This is a genomic window from Pseudorhizobium banfieldiae (genome assembly GCF_000967425.1).
Taxonomy (GTDB): Bacteria; Pseudomonadota; Alphaproteobacteria; order Rhizobiales; family Rhizobiaceae; genus Neorhizobium; species Neorhizobium banfieldiae.
The window spans coordinates 4,094,972-4,110,926 of the sequence record NZ_FO082820.1; the positions used below are offsets into that span (position 1 = coordinate 4,094,972).

General features: G+C 58.7%; 7 protein-coding genes, 1 tRNA gene and 1 pseudogene. 8 read left to right on the top strand and 1 reads right to left on the bottom strand.

All coding sequences use genetic code 11. The annotated features are described in order from the left end of the window. Positions 1-243: 243 nt before the first annotated feature. The 3 genes and pseudogenes from NT26_RS19750 to NT26_RS19760 all read left to right on the top strand — a co-directional run. On the top strand, positions 244-3,483 hold the full coding sequence (locus NT26_RS19750; protein WP_152338541.1) for an STY4851/ECs_5259 family protein: 3,240 nt from the start codon (positions 244-246) through the stop codon (positions 3,481-3,483). Next, positions 3,480-9,503 (top strand): DEAD/DEAH box helicase, encoded by a 6,024-nt coding sequence (locus NT26_RS19755; protein ID WP_052641335.1) that lies wholly within the window; start codon positions 3,480-3,482, stop codon positions 9,501-9,503. Before NT26_RS19750 ends, NT26_RS19755 begins: the two co-directional genes overlap by 4 nt. Positions 9,504-9,611: 108 nt before the next feature. After that, positions 9,612-10,469 (top strand): annotated as a pseudogene (locus NT26_RS19760) (IS3 family transposase); the annotation flags it as partial. A 222-nt stretch (positions 10,470-10,691) separates the two neighbouring features. On the opposite strand, the gene NT26_RS19765 reads toward NT26_RS19760, so the two are convergent. Continuing rightward, positions 10,692-10,781: transfer RNA gene (locus tag NT26_RS19765), tRNA-Ser, on the bottom strand. A gap of 208 nt (positions 10,782-10,989) precedes the next feature. Between NT26_RS19765 and NT26_RS19770 the strand changes: the two genes are divergently transcribed. The 5 genes from NT26_RS19770 to NT26_RS19790 all read left to right on the top strand — a co-directional run bounded on the left by NT26_RS19770 (position 10,990) and on the right by NT26_RS19790 (position 15,948). Then, complete coding sequence (locus NT26_RS19770) at positions 10,990-11,307, top strand: hypothetical protein (protein ID WP_052642414.1); 318 nt, start codon at positions 10,990-10,992, stop codon at positions 11,305-11,307. A gap of 53 nt (positions 11,308-11,360) precedes the next feature. Then, a complete protein-coding gene (gene msrA / locus NT26_RS19775) occupies positions 11,361-12,011 on the top strand; it encodes a peptide-methionine (S)-S-oxide reductase MsrA (protein WP_052641337.1) in 651 nt (216 codons plus the stop codon). 240 nt (positions 12,012-12,251) lie between these two features. Beyond that, positions 12,252-13,244, top strand: a complete 993-nt coding sequence (locus NT26_RS19780; protein ID WP_052641338.1) for a BMP family lipoprotein — start codon at positions 12,252-12,254, stop codon at positions 13,242-13,244. A gap of 45 nt (positions 13,245-13,289) precedes the next feature. Next, entirely contained in the window at positions 13,290-14,837 is a 1,548-nt protein-coding gene (locus NT26_RS19785; protein WP_052641340.1) for an ABC transporter ATP-binding protein, read from the top strand. Positions 14,838-14,844: 7 nt separating this feature from the next. Beyond that, complete coding sequence (locus NT26_RS19790) at positions 14,845-15,948, top strand: ABC transporter permease (protein ID WP_052642415.1); 1,104 nt, start codon at positions 14,845-14,847, stop codon at positions 15,946-15,948. The last annotated feature ends 7 nt before the right edge of the window (positions 15,949-15,955 follow it).

Consider the following 15,955-nt stretch of genomic DNA (forward strand, 5'->3'; position numbering starts at 1 on the left):
AGAGAACAATCCTTTGGTATCTATTTGTCCTTCTGCTGAGACTACCTAGGAATGACCAAGATTGGCGCTGTTCTTAGATGTTCTTTGAAGGGTGGGGCGCCATTTTCCTCCCGTGCCTCTTATGAGTCCCGATTTTCGGAAGCAGCGACCGAGAAATCAAGCCGTATAATCCCCGCATAATCCTTTGATTAAGATTCTTGAGGATTTAGTGTCTCACACGGTGGGGTTGAGGCAGAGATTCGCGTGAGTGACATCCACGAAGACGTAATGAGAAACTGTCGCACGGATCGTCTTTCGGCTGCGCGGCGCCTACTTGACAATATCTTGAATCGAAACGGGCTGGACAGCCCCAATGGACAGCCCATCTACAAATATCGGATTTCGCGCGCCGAATTCGACCGGGGCCGTCAACTCCTGGAGATGTCGTCGGCTTTGCTAGATCGGCGCAACATCCCACTTTGTGCGGTTTTCGCTCTTGTGACGTCGGAATGGTACAGGCGGGAGGCCAAGTCACTATGGCGGGTTTGGTCGCATATTGGCGTCGTTCCTGATGCGTTGACCGTCAACGAGCGAAACGACGTTGCAGATGTTGGGCTCTCGTGGTGGGGTCAATCGCCGAAGATCAGCCGTTCCTTCAGGAGGAGGCGGCGCGAGTTCTTGTTGACGCTTGCTTTGAACGGCGGGCTGCCATCTTCACTTATCGTTGGCGAGACGGGTAATCGGGTTCGACGGTACTTTCTGGGTGTGATGGAGGATGCGCTTTCACGCGGCTCCTTGCCCACCTACAACGAAATAGTGGACTATGCGGAAAGTAACGCTGGCTTTCTCCCCGAAAGCTACCGGGACGAGACCATCTATGAGCTTACGGCAGAGCTAATCGGGCATCTACACGCTTGCCGGAAAAAACTGCCTCCCGGCGAAACCCAGACGAATCCTGCAGGGTGGCTCGATGTCCATGATGCCGGTTGGCGAGAGCGTCTCCCAATTCACCTCCCGGAGGATGTTGCCGCCTGCAATCGCCTCTTCAACAACCTCCTTACGGTGGCCCCTCGCGCACGAGGGGGCGGCATCGGGCTCGCAAGATATCTTTATCGTGATCTCTCCGGCGCCTGGAAACAAGGATTTGTCGCACAAGCGGATGGCGAACTCGCCTTCGATGCGCTCGCAAACTTCACCGAGGGCCGCTTTCGTGCCTACTTTGCTGGACGCGCGGGGCAGCTCATGTCTCGTGAGTTCGCGCACGTTTACCGCTCGGAAACCGAAAGCAACGGAAACTTCACAGTCACGTCGCAAGCTATTGGTCGTCTTGACCTGATTGGCCCAGTGCCTTTCTCGGAAGCCATTGCCGTAAACCTGGTCCGCGATGGGATGGCGATCCCGGCAGTCTGCTGGCCTGGCGGTTCGCAGCGCGTTTCAAACTGCCTCGTCCTCCGGCCAACCGATCGCGAGGATCGCCTAGAATTGCTCGCTACCGGCTCCCTTCGCTCGACTCTGCCTTGCCTATTCGTGCTGACGCCGAAGGGCTCGACTGTGTCGGGTCATGAGGGGGGAGAAGCTACGCGGATCTGGAATGATAGCACATGGCAGCTCTGGCGAATCGAGGGAATGGCGCTCGTAGTCACGCCAGGCGGCGAGCGCTACCGGATCGAATCGGCAGCCAATACATCCGACGATAGACGTTTGGAACTCAATCAGCTCTTCCATCCAGATCTGGTTTTCGAGGACACCTCGCTAGTCGCGGTTGAGGCTCCGTTAAACCTTCGCCAGTTCAGCGCAGACGGTGGTGCGACCTCGAACGGTGTCATTCGCGTTTTGAAGTCCGGTCAACCGATCGCTGCACGAGACGAAGTGTCTGGCGTCGTGACGGTCCAATGGCAAGACGATGAAGGGTTCATCATTGATCGCGGTCGTCTGCTCGTGTTGCCAAGAAATTTCGAGCTGCGCGGTCAGATTGACAGCGGTGGGGCACGGGTCGAGTGGCACGAATTGCCGGGTTGGCGGATTGACGCCCTTGCTAGTGACGGCACTGTCACGACGACCACGGACAGGACCGAGTACGGATGGCTCTGTCCTTGGAGTGGGACGAGGAACGGGTACCAGCGAATACAGCTTACAGATCCGCACGGCTCCACCATCAAAGCACGACTGCGTCTAACGGCAAAACAAACCGTGTTGCTTGACGCTGAGGGAAAGGTCCGTACCGATCAACCACAAATGTCGCTCGCCGAACTTCGCGGCTCTCTTTTGCTTACCAGTCGACCAGTACTCATCGATCTTGATCTGCGGGGTGCGGGGGCCAATCGTGCACTGATATCCCGGAGGATTGAAGGCGAAACACCAATGGTTCGCTTTGGTGACCTTGCGCAAAGCCTTCTGGGGCTATCGGCCGAACGCGGCCCAAGTGTCTGCCTGCTTGATGACAGTCACCGAACAATCTGCAGCATTCGCCGGCCACAAGAGCAACCGTCAATCCTTCACGATCAAATTGAGTTCGCGCGGCCGCTGGCCGAGGGCGAGCTCACAGTGGTAAGATCACTACAATGCCCCGACGAAGAACACGTACTCGGGGACCAAGATCAACTGATCCCTCGACTGCTTGACAAAGTTCCTGGACCGCTTCTCCTCTACAGGAGGAAGGGCGACGCAGTTACGACGCGCCCGACCGTGATTTCCGGGGCGCAGGATGCTGTTCCTGAAGAGGCTCTCGACGCGATCGCGCGCGCTGCGGTCATACAGGATGAAGCACTCCGTCGTCGCGCCTATCACGCCTTACTAAGTGGCGCCGCGAACAACCCTGCCGCCGGCTCCACAATTTCCCGTATCTTGCGCACGATCCATTCATTGCGAGGCCTTAGTCCCCGCGCATTGGACATCACTCGGGAGCTCCCGCACTTTCCGAACTTACTGTGCCGCTTGCTCCTTGCCGCCAACAGCGAGCGCGTCGAAAGCATAGTCGCGCTAGAGCGCGACCTCCCATTCCTCTGGATGGCGCTGAACGTCAACTCCTGGCGCGACGCAGCACTTGCAGAATGGGAGCGTGCGAAGGAAGACTTTGCGCAATTCTATGATGCGAAGGACGCGCAGTCACAGGCTAGTGCATTAATGAAGGAGCGGATTGACTTTCTCGTCGAACGTACCCAGTGGTTTGCAGGAATACGTGCTGCCTTGGGCTTTAGCAGCGAACTGAGAAGCGACTTACGTCAACTTGCTCAAGAGCACGTCCGCCTTCAAGTAGATCAATCGGATCCCATTGCGACCGCCCTGATCAACGAGGCGGAAAAGGCTGGACTTCCCGCGGATATTGCAACCCTCAACTACCATCACTACGCGACCCTCGTCGCACCCGTCGTGCTCGCGGCTGTCGCGAGTGGACGCATCGAGTGGTCGCCCGCCGTTGCAGCGGGTCTGCGCAACGCGCTAGACATCGATCACAACTACATCAGTGCCGCCTTCCCTCATTGTTTGCAGCGATTCCAATCATGACAATCCGCCCATTCGACACCCTATCGCGCCTTCGTCAGCGGATGGCTGAAGCCATCGTCGCCCGGTCGGGCGTACGAAATCCAGCACTGACCGCGCAGCTTCGTCAGACTTTGTCACAAGCGGACACCGGAGGCGCCCTAATCCCACCTCCAATCCTAGAGGGGGCATTCCCGTTTATTCCGGCGGACGAAGTGCTCGCAGACCTTTCTGGCAACCTCCTAGCAAGCGCGACCGTTGACGCGCTGGTGGGAGACGACTCCGGACGCGGCTATTCATTCCCCCGGCAGCGGCGCCCTTACCGACACCAGCTACATGCTTGGCAAGCGCTAAATTCTTCCGAGATCAAAAGCGCGTTGATCACTGCCGGAACCGGTTCCGGGAAGACCGAGTGCTTTCTTGTTCCTGTTTTGGATTCCCTCTACCGACGCCAAGAGCGCTCAGAAGGCGTTGAAGCAATAATGCTTTATCCGTTAAACGCGCTCATCGCCAGTCAACAAGAGCGACTCGACGCCTGGACCAAGCCATCAGGCGGCAGAATTCGCTATTGCCTTTACAATGGCAACCTTCCGGAGACACACACGAGCCTAGTTCAACGCGACAAGCTGTCATCAAACCCGCAACAGGTGCCAGATCGCAAGACGTTGCGTTGGTCTCCTCCTCCTCTGCTCGTCACTAACCTCACAATGCTCGAATACATGCTCGTTCGTCCCCAGGACCGGCCGATCATCGATCAGTCGAAGGGCAAGTTGAAGTGGATCATTCTCGACGAGGCCCACACCCTGGTCGGGTCTGCAGCCGCCGAAGTGGCGCTTCTCTTGCGACGGGTGATCGAAGCATTCGAGGTTGATCCAAAAACCGTTCGGTTTGTTGCAACGTCTGCAACAATCGGCGACGGCCCGAAGGTCAAAGAAGACCTACGCCGGTTCTTGGCAGATGTAGCCGGCACAGAAGTTTCGACTGTCGAGGTAATTTCTGGCGACCGGCTTCTTCCGACCCGGAGCGGAAAGGGCGGACAAGCTCCCAGTCCTTCCGCGATGATCGACCTTCCTGCAGCCGATCTCTTCGACAAGCTCTCGTCTCACGATCCTGTCTGGTCGCTGGTGGCGGGATTGAAAGATCAGCCCTTACAGACACAGCAGCTCGACCGCCTTGGAAGAGCGATGGGCGTCGACGGCGAGACTCTTGCAATGGCGCTGACGCGAGCGACGTCCAGATCCGGCGAGACGCTGGCGCCGCTTAGGGTTCACAGCTTTCATCGCGCGTTCTCCGGTCTCTGGTGCTGCACAAACCCGGCTTGCCCCGATAGCCTAGGCGGAGAATGGGCTGCCGGACGCCTTCTATTCGAACGAGACGAAGCGTGCCCGAAGTGCCACATGCCGGTCGCGGAACTTTATTCCTGCAATGAATGCGGTGAAGCATTTATGATTGCGGACGAGAAGGGTAAGCGGCTCGCCCCCCCTCGGAACCTGCCTCCGAATGACGAGTTTTTGTTCGAAGCCGATCGTTCCGCGTCGGATGACGACGAGGTGAATGCCGATGAAAAGCTTGATTTAGACACGCCCACCATCGCGCACTGCTTTTCTCTGTCGGGCCGCGGTCTCATGCCAATCTTCGTGGACACGGCGACCGGCATGACTGCGGATGGAGACGGTGAACGTCGATACCGACTATCCGCTCATCCTGGCGGAGGTAAAGGCCCCTGCCCGGGCTGCGGCGCGACGGCGAAATCCGGAGACAAACTCTATCCTTTCAGGTTCGGAGCTCCGTTCACGATCAGCAACGCCGCCCCCATGCTTCTCGAAGCGATGCCGCCGGCGGAAGGATTGGTGCAGCCCTCCCTGCCTCAGACCCCTCCGGATCTTCCCACCGGCGGTCGCCAGCTAATCAGCTTCACGGATAGCCGCCAAGGGACGGCACGCATGGCGGCGAAGCTTCAGATGGAGAGCGAGCGAGCCTTCGTGCGCTCCTTCATCTATCAGGTGGTTCAACACAAAGCTTCAGGTAGTGGGGACAACGGGAAGGCTGAAGAGCTCAAAGCCAGGATTGCGAAGGTGGCGTCCTATCCGGATTGGGAGGACGGGCCACTTAAGAACGTAGTTCGCGAGGCCGAGGAGCAATTGGCGAAGCTGTCGGGCGGCGGCAGCATCCCCTGGAGCGACTTACGGGCTCAGCTTGCTGAGCGCACTGAAGTCCGCGACTGGCTTCCTGACGTCTGGGGATCTCGTGCGGACCTCTTCAAGAAAGCTGCGGCCTCGGCACCTTCTCAGATTGCTGAAGCATTGCTTCTTCGAGAAATGATGCGAAGGCCGAAGCTGGCCAACTCGCCGGAGACGATGGGTCTTGCGAGATTTGTCTTTCCAGGGATCGAGAAGCACGCCCAGGCGCCGAGCGGCTTCCTGCAACGTGGTGGGAGCCTTGAGGATTGGAAGGCTTGGCTTACGTGTTTGGTAACTTTTTCCATCCGAAGCAACCTAGCGGTAGCCGTCAATTCGGACCTGCTTCAGTGGATCATGCGTAAAGGCTTCCCGAAAACGCTTGCCTCGCCTGGTATGGAACCGGGTAGGCGGCAGCTTCGCTGGCCGGCAGCCAGCGCCGCGGGAAAGCAGCCTCAAGTCGTTGAACTCCTCCGGCTCGGCCTCGGCCTGAACGTTGGTTCCTCGAGCGATCGTGCGGAAATTAATGACTGGCTCCAGAAGGCGTGGAATCAGCTGCACACCCTGTTTCCTAAGAACGCCAACGGCGAGCAGGCACTGGATTTCGACAAGCTTGAGGTCGGACCGTTGAGGAACGCGTTTCGCTGCCCGGTCACTAGGCGAATTGTGGATGTCGCGCCCTTCGGTCTCTCACCGTATGCGCGGACAAAGGTGGATCGCCCGCAGCCGATTACCATGCCGGTCGCCCCGGCGGATGCCGACACCGCCACCCGAACCCTGTTCCTGTCGGAAGATACCGATGTTGCTGCTCTGAGAGACAGCGGTCTCTGGACCGACATGCATGATCGTATCGCACTGTACTCGCCATACAGCCGGTCTGCCGAGCATTCGGCGCAGCTCTCTTCACGCCACCTGCGGCATTACGAGTCCGAATTCAAGGCGGGCCGGATCAACCTCCTCAATTGCTCCACCACCATGGAAATGGGGGTAGACATCGGCTCGGTGAATGGGGTGTTGATGGCAAACGTGCCGCCATCGATCGCAAACTATAAGCAGCGGGTAGGTCGCGCTGGTCGACGCGGTCAACCGCTGTCGCTCGCGTTCACTTTTGCGAAGGACCGCCCGCTAGACCGCGAGGCGTTCCGCGATCCTGTTGCATTCTTGAGCAGGTCTATAGCAGCCCCTCGCGTGGCGCTAGACAGCCGACCGATCGTGCAGCGCCATGTCAACGCGTTACTTTTTGGTCGCTTTCTAAATCTGAACAGCGGCAATCCCCTAAGCATGGAGACAGGTGACTTCTTCGGCTTTCCCGCTGCGCCTAACTCAGTGCGCGCTGCGAAAGATGCCCGACCGATTGAGTTGATGCTGAGGTGGCTCGCAAAGGCCACGACGGCAGAAGAGAATAAGGTCGCACTGCAGCGGTTGGTCCGTGGATCGGTATTGGCTGGCCGTGATGACCTTCTGGACCAATGTGCTGAAGCTCTCAAATCAGCGGAGACTGAGTTCGAAACCGAGTGGAGCGGGCTGCAAAGTCAGTTTCAGGGAGCCGATATCATAGGCGCTTCAGCCGCGATCGAGGCTCATCTCAAGAGGCTTTGCAAGGAATTCTTGCTGGCCGATCTTGCAGACCGTGGCTTCTTGCCAGGCCATGGATTCCCAAATCATGTCGTGGCCTTCGAGCTTGATCGAAATGACTTGCAGGGCGAATTGAACAACGATGACCGCAGAGGGCGTCGCCACGGGGGCCCGAAGAGACCGCTCGACATCGCGATCAGGGACTATGCTCCAGGATCGGAGACTGTCGTCGATGGGCAAGTCTATCGCGTCGGCGGCGTCACACTGAATTGGCATCGCCCTTCGAGCGATGACGGCGTCCGCGAAGTTCAAGCACTCCGTTGGGCCGCCAGGTGCTCTCATTGCGGCGACAACTGGACGGGCGCCGGTTCAAGGCCTGAAGAATGCAGGACATGCGCAGACCCGTCAATTGTTGCTGAAAGTTTCCTCAAGCCGGCCGGGTTTTTAAGGGACCGGCACGCCCCAGTGCATGCCGAAGTCGAAAATGTGGATTTCATTCGCGCCGAAGCACCACGGATCTCAGCCGGCGCGTCCCGCTGGGAGGCCCTCAGCCAACCTACGACAGGTCGGTTCAGAGTGAATCGTCGGGGAACGGTCTACTATCACACACGAGGACAAAATAACGAAGGGTACGGTCTTTGCTTGCGATGCGGTCGCATGGAAGCGATGAAACCCGGCGAAACAATCTGCACGGGCCTCATAGACCACAAGCCTCTGCGCGCGCGCGAAAACTTTCTACAGCCGTGCGAGGGCAACAGCGAAACCTTCGCTGTCCAGCATTCGTTACATCTCGGGTACGAAATTTACACCGACGTTTTGGAGCTGCAGCCTGCTCGATCTCCAGAAATCGGGGCCGCCAATGCGATTGCAATTGCGATACGCGAGGCCACTGCGCGACACCTAGGAATCGAACCAGAGGAAATGGGCTACAGCATCGGACCATCCAGGAACGCCATGGCTACATCGACCCTCTCGATTTTTCTTCATGACCGAGCAGCCGGCGGTGCCGGCTATGTCGTTCAGGCTGCCAACGAGATGCGCGCGATTCTACGTAGCGCGCGACGAATCTTAGACTGCCCACGCGACTGCGCACACGCCTGCTCATCTTGCGTACTGGTGTCTGACGCTCCGGAAAGAGAAGAAGATCTAGATCGACACAAGGCAATCTCTTTCCTTGACACCCATCTGTCCCTACCAGACGTCATCGACGTCGCTGACGCCTTCGCTGCGGAAAGCGACGTGTCCGACCGACCTCTCAGCGAGATTGATGATTGGCTCAGCCATCGAGCAGGCTCCGAACTCCATGTCTGGACTGGCGTGAATGACATTGTGGAGCTTTCGGACTGGGCTTTTACGCCACTGTTCAAAAGGTGGACCGACAACGGTCGGCGCGTCAGCCTAATCCTTCCTAGCGACTTCGTATCGTCCCTGGACGCGGCTCAAGTGCTATTCCTGCGCGACTACTGCACCCGCAACGGGCTTGATGTGGCTGAAGGTGAACCGAAGCGATTCAACAATGGCGGATACCTTTTCGCTTACGCCACAGATGGGACGAAAGGACGTGGGTGGGCAAGTCGAGACGAGACCGTGCTGATGGCAGGTCCTGGTTGGGGAGCAACGCATGCTGCGCCAATTGCTCATGCACCCGTCGTTCTCTCTCCCAAATACCGAGAGATATCGCTCCAGGAGCTCAAGCCTAGGTCGGGAGCTGCCGTTGTTGTACTTGGCTCCGGCCTTGAGGGCCCCATTGCCGATTTTGGCGCTTCCATGGCCAGGAAGATAAGGGATGCGATGGTTAAATGTGGCGTCGCAACCGCGGACCTGGTGATCAGAGCAAACTACCAGGATAGATACGCGCGATCGCCACTCGTCCTAAAACTGCTGGTCGACACAGTAGCATCACTTAACTCCACTGGCGCACCTTCGCTCTCGATCCTAACGGCGCCCGACCGCAGCGGCTATTCTCGAACACATATAGCTTCCGACATTATATCCGACGTCGTGCTGGCTGATCTGGCGCGAAACTACGCAGCTAACAAAGGATTTGAGGCGGAGCTGTCGGTCGGCCAACTGCCACATAAGCGCAGTCTCAGCCTTCACATGCAATCTGGCACCACAATGATCGTGGATCTCGACCAAGGGTTTGGCTGGCTCGAGTACAACGGAAGAGAAAGATTCTTTGACGCCAACGGCTCAACGCAACGAAACACAGAGTGGCTGCGGAAGCTAATGGGGCAGGTAAAACGCCGCAACGCATATGACAGCCAGATGGTGTTGTGGCAGAAAACATAGAAAATCTAGCAAGTGTAGCCATAGCCAAGGCAAACACTTGGGCTGATTAGCTAGCTTGTCACGCACCAGCGCAAGAAGGCTACAGGCAGGCCCAATGGGAAACGCTAGACCGCCGACATCATCCGGCTAGCTTCCCGGTATAGCCGCTATGGCCATCGCCGGATCAGGGCGATGTTGCGATCTGAAGATTGGACGGTGAATGTGAAGCGCGTCGAGCGCATTTGGCGGCGGGGGCGGTTGAAGGTTCCCCAGAAGCAATCGAAAAGAGGGCGTCTCTGGATCTCTGGCTGAATGACGGATTTTACATCCGGCTTCGACCGGAGCACCCCAATCATGTCTGGTCCTATGACTTCGTCGAGGGCCGCACCCACAACGGCAGCAAGTGCCGCATGCTCAACATCATCGACGAGTTCACCCGGGAATGCCTCGCGATCCGGATCGATCGCAAGCTCAACTCCACCGACGTCATTGACGTCTTGTCGGACCTGTTCATCCTGCGCGGTGTGCCGAGTCATATTCGTTCCGACAACGGCCCGGAGTTCATCGCTAAGGCTGCGCGGGAGTGGCTCGCCGCTGTCGGTGCGATGACCGCTTTCATCGAACCAGGAAGCTCTTGGGAGAACGGCTACTGCGAGAGCTTCAACTCGAAGCTTCGCGACGAACTGCTCAACGGTGAGATCTTCTATAGCCGGGGCGAAGCCAAGTGTTGATTTCCACTGAGAGCTGACCCGGCGCAGCCAGATATTTCCATTGAGAATTCTTGGTGGAAACGCCGGGTCAGCTCTCAGTGGAAACCAACAGCCAAGGTTTTATCGAAGCCTGTCGGCGCTACCATAACACCGAGCGACCGCACTCATCGCTCCTCCACAAACCACCGGGACCGCAGGCCGTTATCTGGCCTGCGACACCGCTCTGACCTGCCCCCTCACGCCCCAGGCAATTGCCGGAAAGCCGATCATGCACTAGGGCTGAAACCGGACCACCTCACAGGGGCAGGCGATTTGGGCTATCGCTGTTACACCAATCCAAGCGGATGACAGCTCCGACTTGTTGATAATCAAGCCGAACTTTGGGGCCAGTACGTGCAATCCTTCGACTGCTTTCGGGATTAAAATGTAGCACAGAATGTAGCAAATCTTGCTACAATCATCCTAAGTCTCTGTTTTCCATAAATAAATTCAGGAAATATGGCGGACAGAGAGGGATTCGAACCCTCGATACGGTTTCCCGTATACACGCGTTCCAGGCGTGCGCCTTCAACCACTCGGCCACCTGTCCTTGGAGTAAGGGCTGCCTGCGCAGATGCGAAGCAGCGGTCGGGCGCGATATATAACGAGGATTTCGCGTCGATCAACCGGAATTTGCGTGGCTGCGCCAGAAGGCGCTCTGAGCGGTGCCTGTTGCGCCGCAAGGCGGCCCGCGTTATCGCTTGGCGAAATACTTTGCCCTCGCCCTTTCCGTTTGCGACGTCAGGAAACAGCCGTTGATACGCAGCTTCTTCCGCCTTCTCAGTCTGTTGGCGCTCGTCGCGGCGATATTCGCAGGGACGCTCGATTCCATTCAGTCGGTGGCTTCCTCGTCCGTAGTGGTGACGTCGCTTGGAAATCACTGGCAGAACCTCGACGTCGTCAGCCTCGCTATGGCGGAGGCCGCCTTCGCACACTATATCCATGCCGATGCCTGGCGGTGGGCCATCGCGCCGGTTCTGTCGCAGCCCGCCTTTGCCGTTTTCCTCGTGCTTGCCTTGCTGTTCTGGATGATCGGCTACCGGCGCCCGCGATTTGCCGGCCGCTTCTCGGCCTGATCGAACACCCGGTTCCCGCAGGCAGGCACTCCCTCTTACGCCAGGAGGCGATGATGTTCGTGATCGACATGTTCAACAAGAAGACTGCCATGCCGACGCCGGAAACGGCGCTGCCGGGCCGCGACCAGCCCATTCCGACCTCCGACAACCACTTCGTCAATGGCCATTCACTGCATGACCCGTATCCCGAAAGCATGGAGATCGCCTATTTCGGCATGGGATGCTTCTGGGGTGCGGAGCGGCTCTTCTGGAAGATCCCGGGCGTGCATGTGACGGCCGTCGGCTACGCTGGGGGCATCACGCCCAACCCGACCTATCATGAAACGACGACGGGGCTCACGGGCCACGCGGAGATCGTCAAGGTCGTTTTCGACCCTGCGATCGTATCCTATCGCGCCTTGCTGAAGACGTTCTTCGAGGAACATGATCCCACCCAGGGCATGCGGCAGGGCAACGACATAGGCACCACCTATCGTTCTGCCATCTACACGACGAACGAGGCGCAGGCGGCCGAAGCGAGGGAGGCAATGGCGGCTTTCCAGGCAGCGCTCGACTCGGCGGGAAAGAAGGGGCGCATCACGACGGAGATCGCGCCGCTCGACATCTTCTACTACGCAGAGGATTACCATCAGCAGTATCTGGCCAAGAACCCAGGCGGTTATTGCGGTCTGCGCGGCACCGGCGTGAGCTGCCCGGTCGGGTAATCACCTCTGGCCTTCAGAATATCTTCACGATGCCGCGCCCGTTTCGTGCGCGGCATTTTTCCCGTCATCGGGTGCCGGCGTCGGAATTTTACCAGATGAAAAAAATCGGGTGAATTTTTCCATCACCCATGCAAAAGTGCTCAAAGCCAGTCTGTTGCGGGGAAGACCGGTTGCCGCAGATTGCCATCAATCGGCATGCGGGAGGACCCCGCTAACAACATTCTGAAACAGGGCTGAACGATGAAGAAAACCCTTTTGACCCTCATGGCCGTTGCAGCAATGTCGGCGACCGCGCTGGCAGCGGAGATCAAGCCGGCGCTCGTCTACGGCACCGGCGGTAAGTTCGACAAATCCTTCAACGAGGCAGCCTTCGGTGGCGCCGAACAGTTCAAGAAGGAGACGGGGGTCGAGTATCGGGATTTCGAGCCTACGAGCGACACGCAGGGCGAGCAGGCGATCCGCAACTTTGCGAGCCGCGGCTTCAACCCGGTCGTGGCCGTCTCCTTCGCCTGGACCTCGGCCATGGAAAAGGTCGCAGCCGAGTTCCCGGACACCAAGTTCGTGATCGTGGATTCCGTCGTCGACCTGCCGAACGTCCGTTCGGTCGTCTACAAGGAAGAGGAGGGTTCCTACCTCGTAGGCCTCCTGGCCGGCATGGCTTCCCAAACCGGCAAGGTCGGCTTCGTCGGCGGCATGGATATTCCGCTGATCCGCAAGTTCGGCTGCGGCTATGTCCAGGGCGTCAAGGCGGCAAAGGCTGACGCGACGGTCTTCCAGAACATGGTCGGCACCACGGGTGCAGCCTGGAACGACCCGGTGCGTGCCGGCGAACTCACCAAGAACCAGATCGACCAGGGCGCAGACGTCGTCTACGCGGCAGCGGGCGCCAGCGGCCTCGGAGTCCTTCAGACCGCAGCCGACAATGGCAAGCTCGGCATCGGCGTCGACTCCAACCAGAACCACCTGCATCCCGGCAAGGTGCTGACCTCCATGGTCAAACGCGTCGACCTCGCGGTCTACAACGCCTTTAAGGACACACAGGACGACAAGTTCACCGCGGGCGTTGAGGCACTGGGCGTCAAGGAGGACGGAGTCACCTACGCTGTCGACGAGAACAACAAGGCGCTGATCACGCCGGAAATGTCCGAGGCGGTCGAGAAGGCCAAGGCCGACATCATTGCGGGAACCATCAAGGTTCACGACTACATGTCTGACAATTCCTGCCCCAAGTAATCGAACCAAGGGCGCCTGCAGCAGTGCTGCAGGCGCCCTTGCCATATGCGCGATTTGAAAGGCGGACGCTTGAGCCTGGACCCTTCAGCCGTACCGGCGATCGAACTTGTGGGCATCGACAAGAGCTTCGGTCCCGTTCACGCAAACAAGAACATCAATCTCAACATCGCCAAGGGGACGATCCACGGCATTATCGGCGAGAATGGCGCCGGCAAGTCGACATTGATGTCGATCCTCTACGGATTCTATCAGGCAGATCACGGAGAGATCCGCATTTCCGGGAAACCGATCCTGATCCGGGACAGCCAGGCTGCTATTGCTGCCGGCATCGGCATGGTTCACCAGCACTTCATGCTCGTCGAGAACTTCACCGTTCTGGAGAACGTGATGCTCGGTGTCGAAGGCGGCCAGTTGCTGGGACGGTCTGCCGACAAGGCGAGAGCCGAACTTGAGCGCCTGGAGAAGGAGTATGGGCTGGAGGTCGATCCCGACGGCATCATCGAGGAACTTGCCGTTGGGGCGCAGCAGCGCGTGGAGATTCTCAAGGCGCTCTATCGTGGTGCGGATATCCTGATCCTCGACGAACCGACTGGTGTACTGACGCCCGCAGAGGCCGACCACCTGTTCAACGTTCTGCGTGTTCTGCGCGAGCAGGGAAAGACGATCATCCTGATCACCCACAAGCTGCGTGAGATCATGGCCATTACAGACTCGGTCTCCGTCATGCGCCGCGGCGAAATGGTCGCGACCCGCAAGACGGCAGAGACGACCGTGGAGGAACTCGCCGAGCTCATGGTGGGCCGCCATGTCCTCCTGCATGTGGAAAAGGGTGAGGCGAGGCCAGGGCCTGTCCTGCTGTCGGTGCGCAACCTGACGGTCAAGGATGCCCGCGGCGTGACGATGGTGGACAACGTTTCGTTCGATGTCCGGGCCGGCGAGATCGTCGGGATTGCCGGCGTCGCCGGCAACGGGCAGTCGGAACTGCTGGAGGCGATTGCCGGAATACGCAAACCCTTTTCAGGCGAAATCATTATGGACGGCCAACCGGTGGCCGGACTTGATGCGGCTCGGCGCCGCGATCTCGGCCTCGCGCACATTCCGGAAGACCGGCATCACATGGGGCTCGTCCTGAAGTTCGAAGAATACGAAAACTCTATCCTCGGCTATCATCGTGATCCAAAATACGGTCGCGGCGCCTTCCTCGATCTGGACGGGATCCGCAAGGATGCCGAAGACAAGATCGCGAAATACGATATCCGCCCGCCCAATCCACGCCTCAGGACGGCGAATTTTTCCGGAGGCAACCAGCAGAAGATCGTGGTGGCGCGCGAGATCGAGCGAGACCCAAAGCTGCTCATCGTCGGTCAGCCCACACGTGGCGTTGACGTCGGTGCGATAGAATTCATCCACCGCCGGATCATCGAGACGCGCGACGCAGGCAAGGCCGTCCTCCTCGTATCCGTCGAACTGGACGAGATCCGCTCGCTTTCGGACCGCATCCTCGTCATGTTCGCCGGCCGCATCGTTGGCGAAAAGACTGGCGAGACTGAAGAACAGACACTCGGCCTGATGATGGCCGGTATTGCGGCGTGAGGTCGACATGACGACAGCATCCGTGCCGCTTCCCAACTGGATCAGCTATGGCCTGATCCCCCTGATCAACCTTCTCCTGGCTTTCTTCTTCTCCGGGCTGGTGGTCTGGTGGATCGGTGAGAGCCCTTGGGAGGCTCTGAAGTTTCTGATCCAGGGCTCGCTCGGTCGTGGCGACGCCATCGGCTTCACCCTCTTCTATGCCACCAGCTTCATCTTTACCGGGTTGTCGGTTGCCGTCGCCTTCCATGCCGGCCTCTTCAACATCGGTTCCGAAGGTCAGGCCTATGTCGGTGGACTTGGTGCCGCGCTGGCTGCGCTTGCCCTCGATCACTACGTGCCGTGGTACGTAACAATGCCCTTCGCAGTCGCCGGGGCTGCGATCTTCGGCGCCGCCTGGGCCTTCATTCCTGCGTGGTTGCAGGCAAAGCGGGGCAGCCACATCGTCATCACCACGATCATGTTCAACTTCATCGGCGCAGCGCTGATGGTCTACCTGCTGGTCAATGTGCTGATCGTGCCAGGCAAGATGGCGCCCGAAACGCGCACTTTCCTGGAGGGCGGCCAGCTTCCCAAGCTCGACTGGCTGATGGCACTCTTCGGTCTGAAGCTCGGGCCGGCGCCTTTCAACGTGTCGTTCCTGATCGCGCTGGTGATGTGTTACCTCGTCTGGCTGCTGATCTGGCGCACGAAGCTCGGCTATGAGATGCGCACGCTCGGGATCAGCCCGTCGGCAGCGATCTATGCCGGGGTTCCCTACGTCCGGACCGTCATCATAGCCATGCTGATTTCGGGCGCCCTGGCCGGCATGATGGCGTTGAATGCCGTCAATGGCGCTGCAGCCCGGCTGCAGGTGGAATTCGTCGCAGGCGCGGGTTTCGTCGGGATCGCCGTCTCGCTGATGGGGCGCAGCCATCCCGTGGGAATTATCCTGGCTGCCATTCTGTTCGGCATTCTCTACCAGGGTGGCGCCGATCTCTCCTTTGAGATGCCGACCATCACGCGCGATATGATCGTCGTCATCCAGGGTCTCGTGATCCTGTTTGCCGGCGCGCTGGAACACATGCTGCGCCCGGCGATCGTGCGTGTCTATCAACAGATAGCCAGAGCTTGAGGAGGGA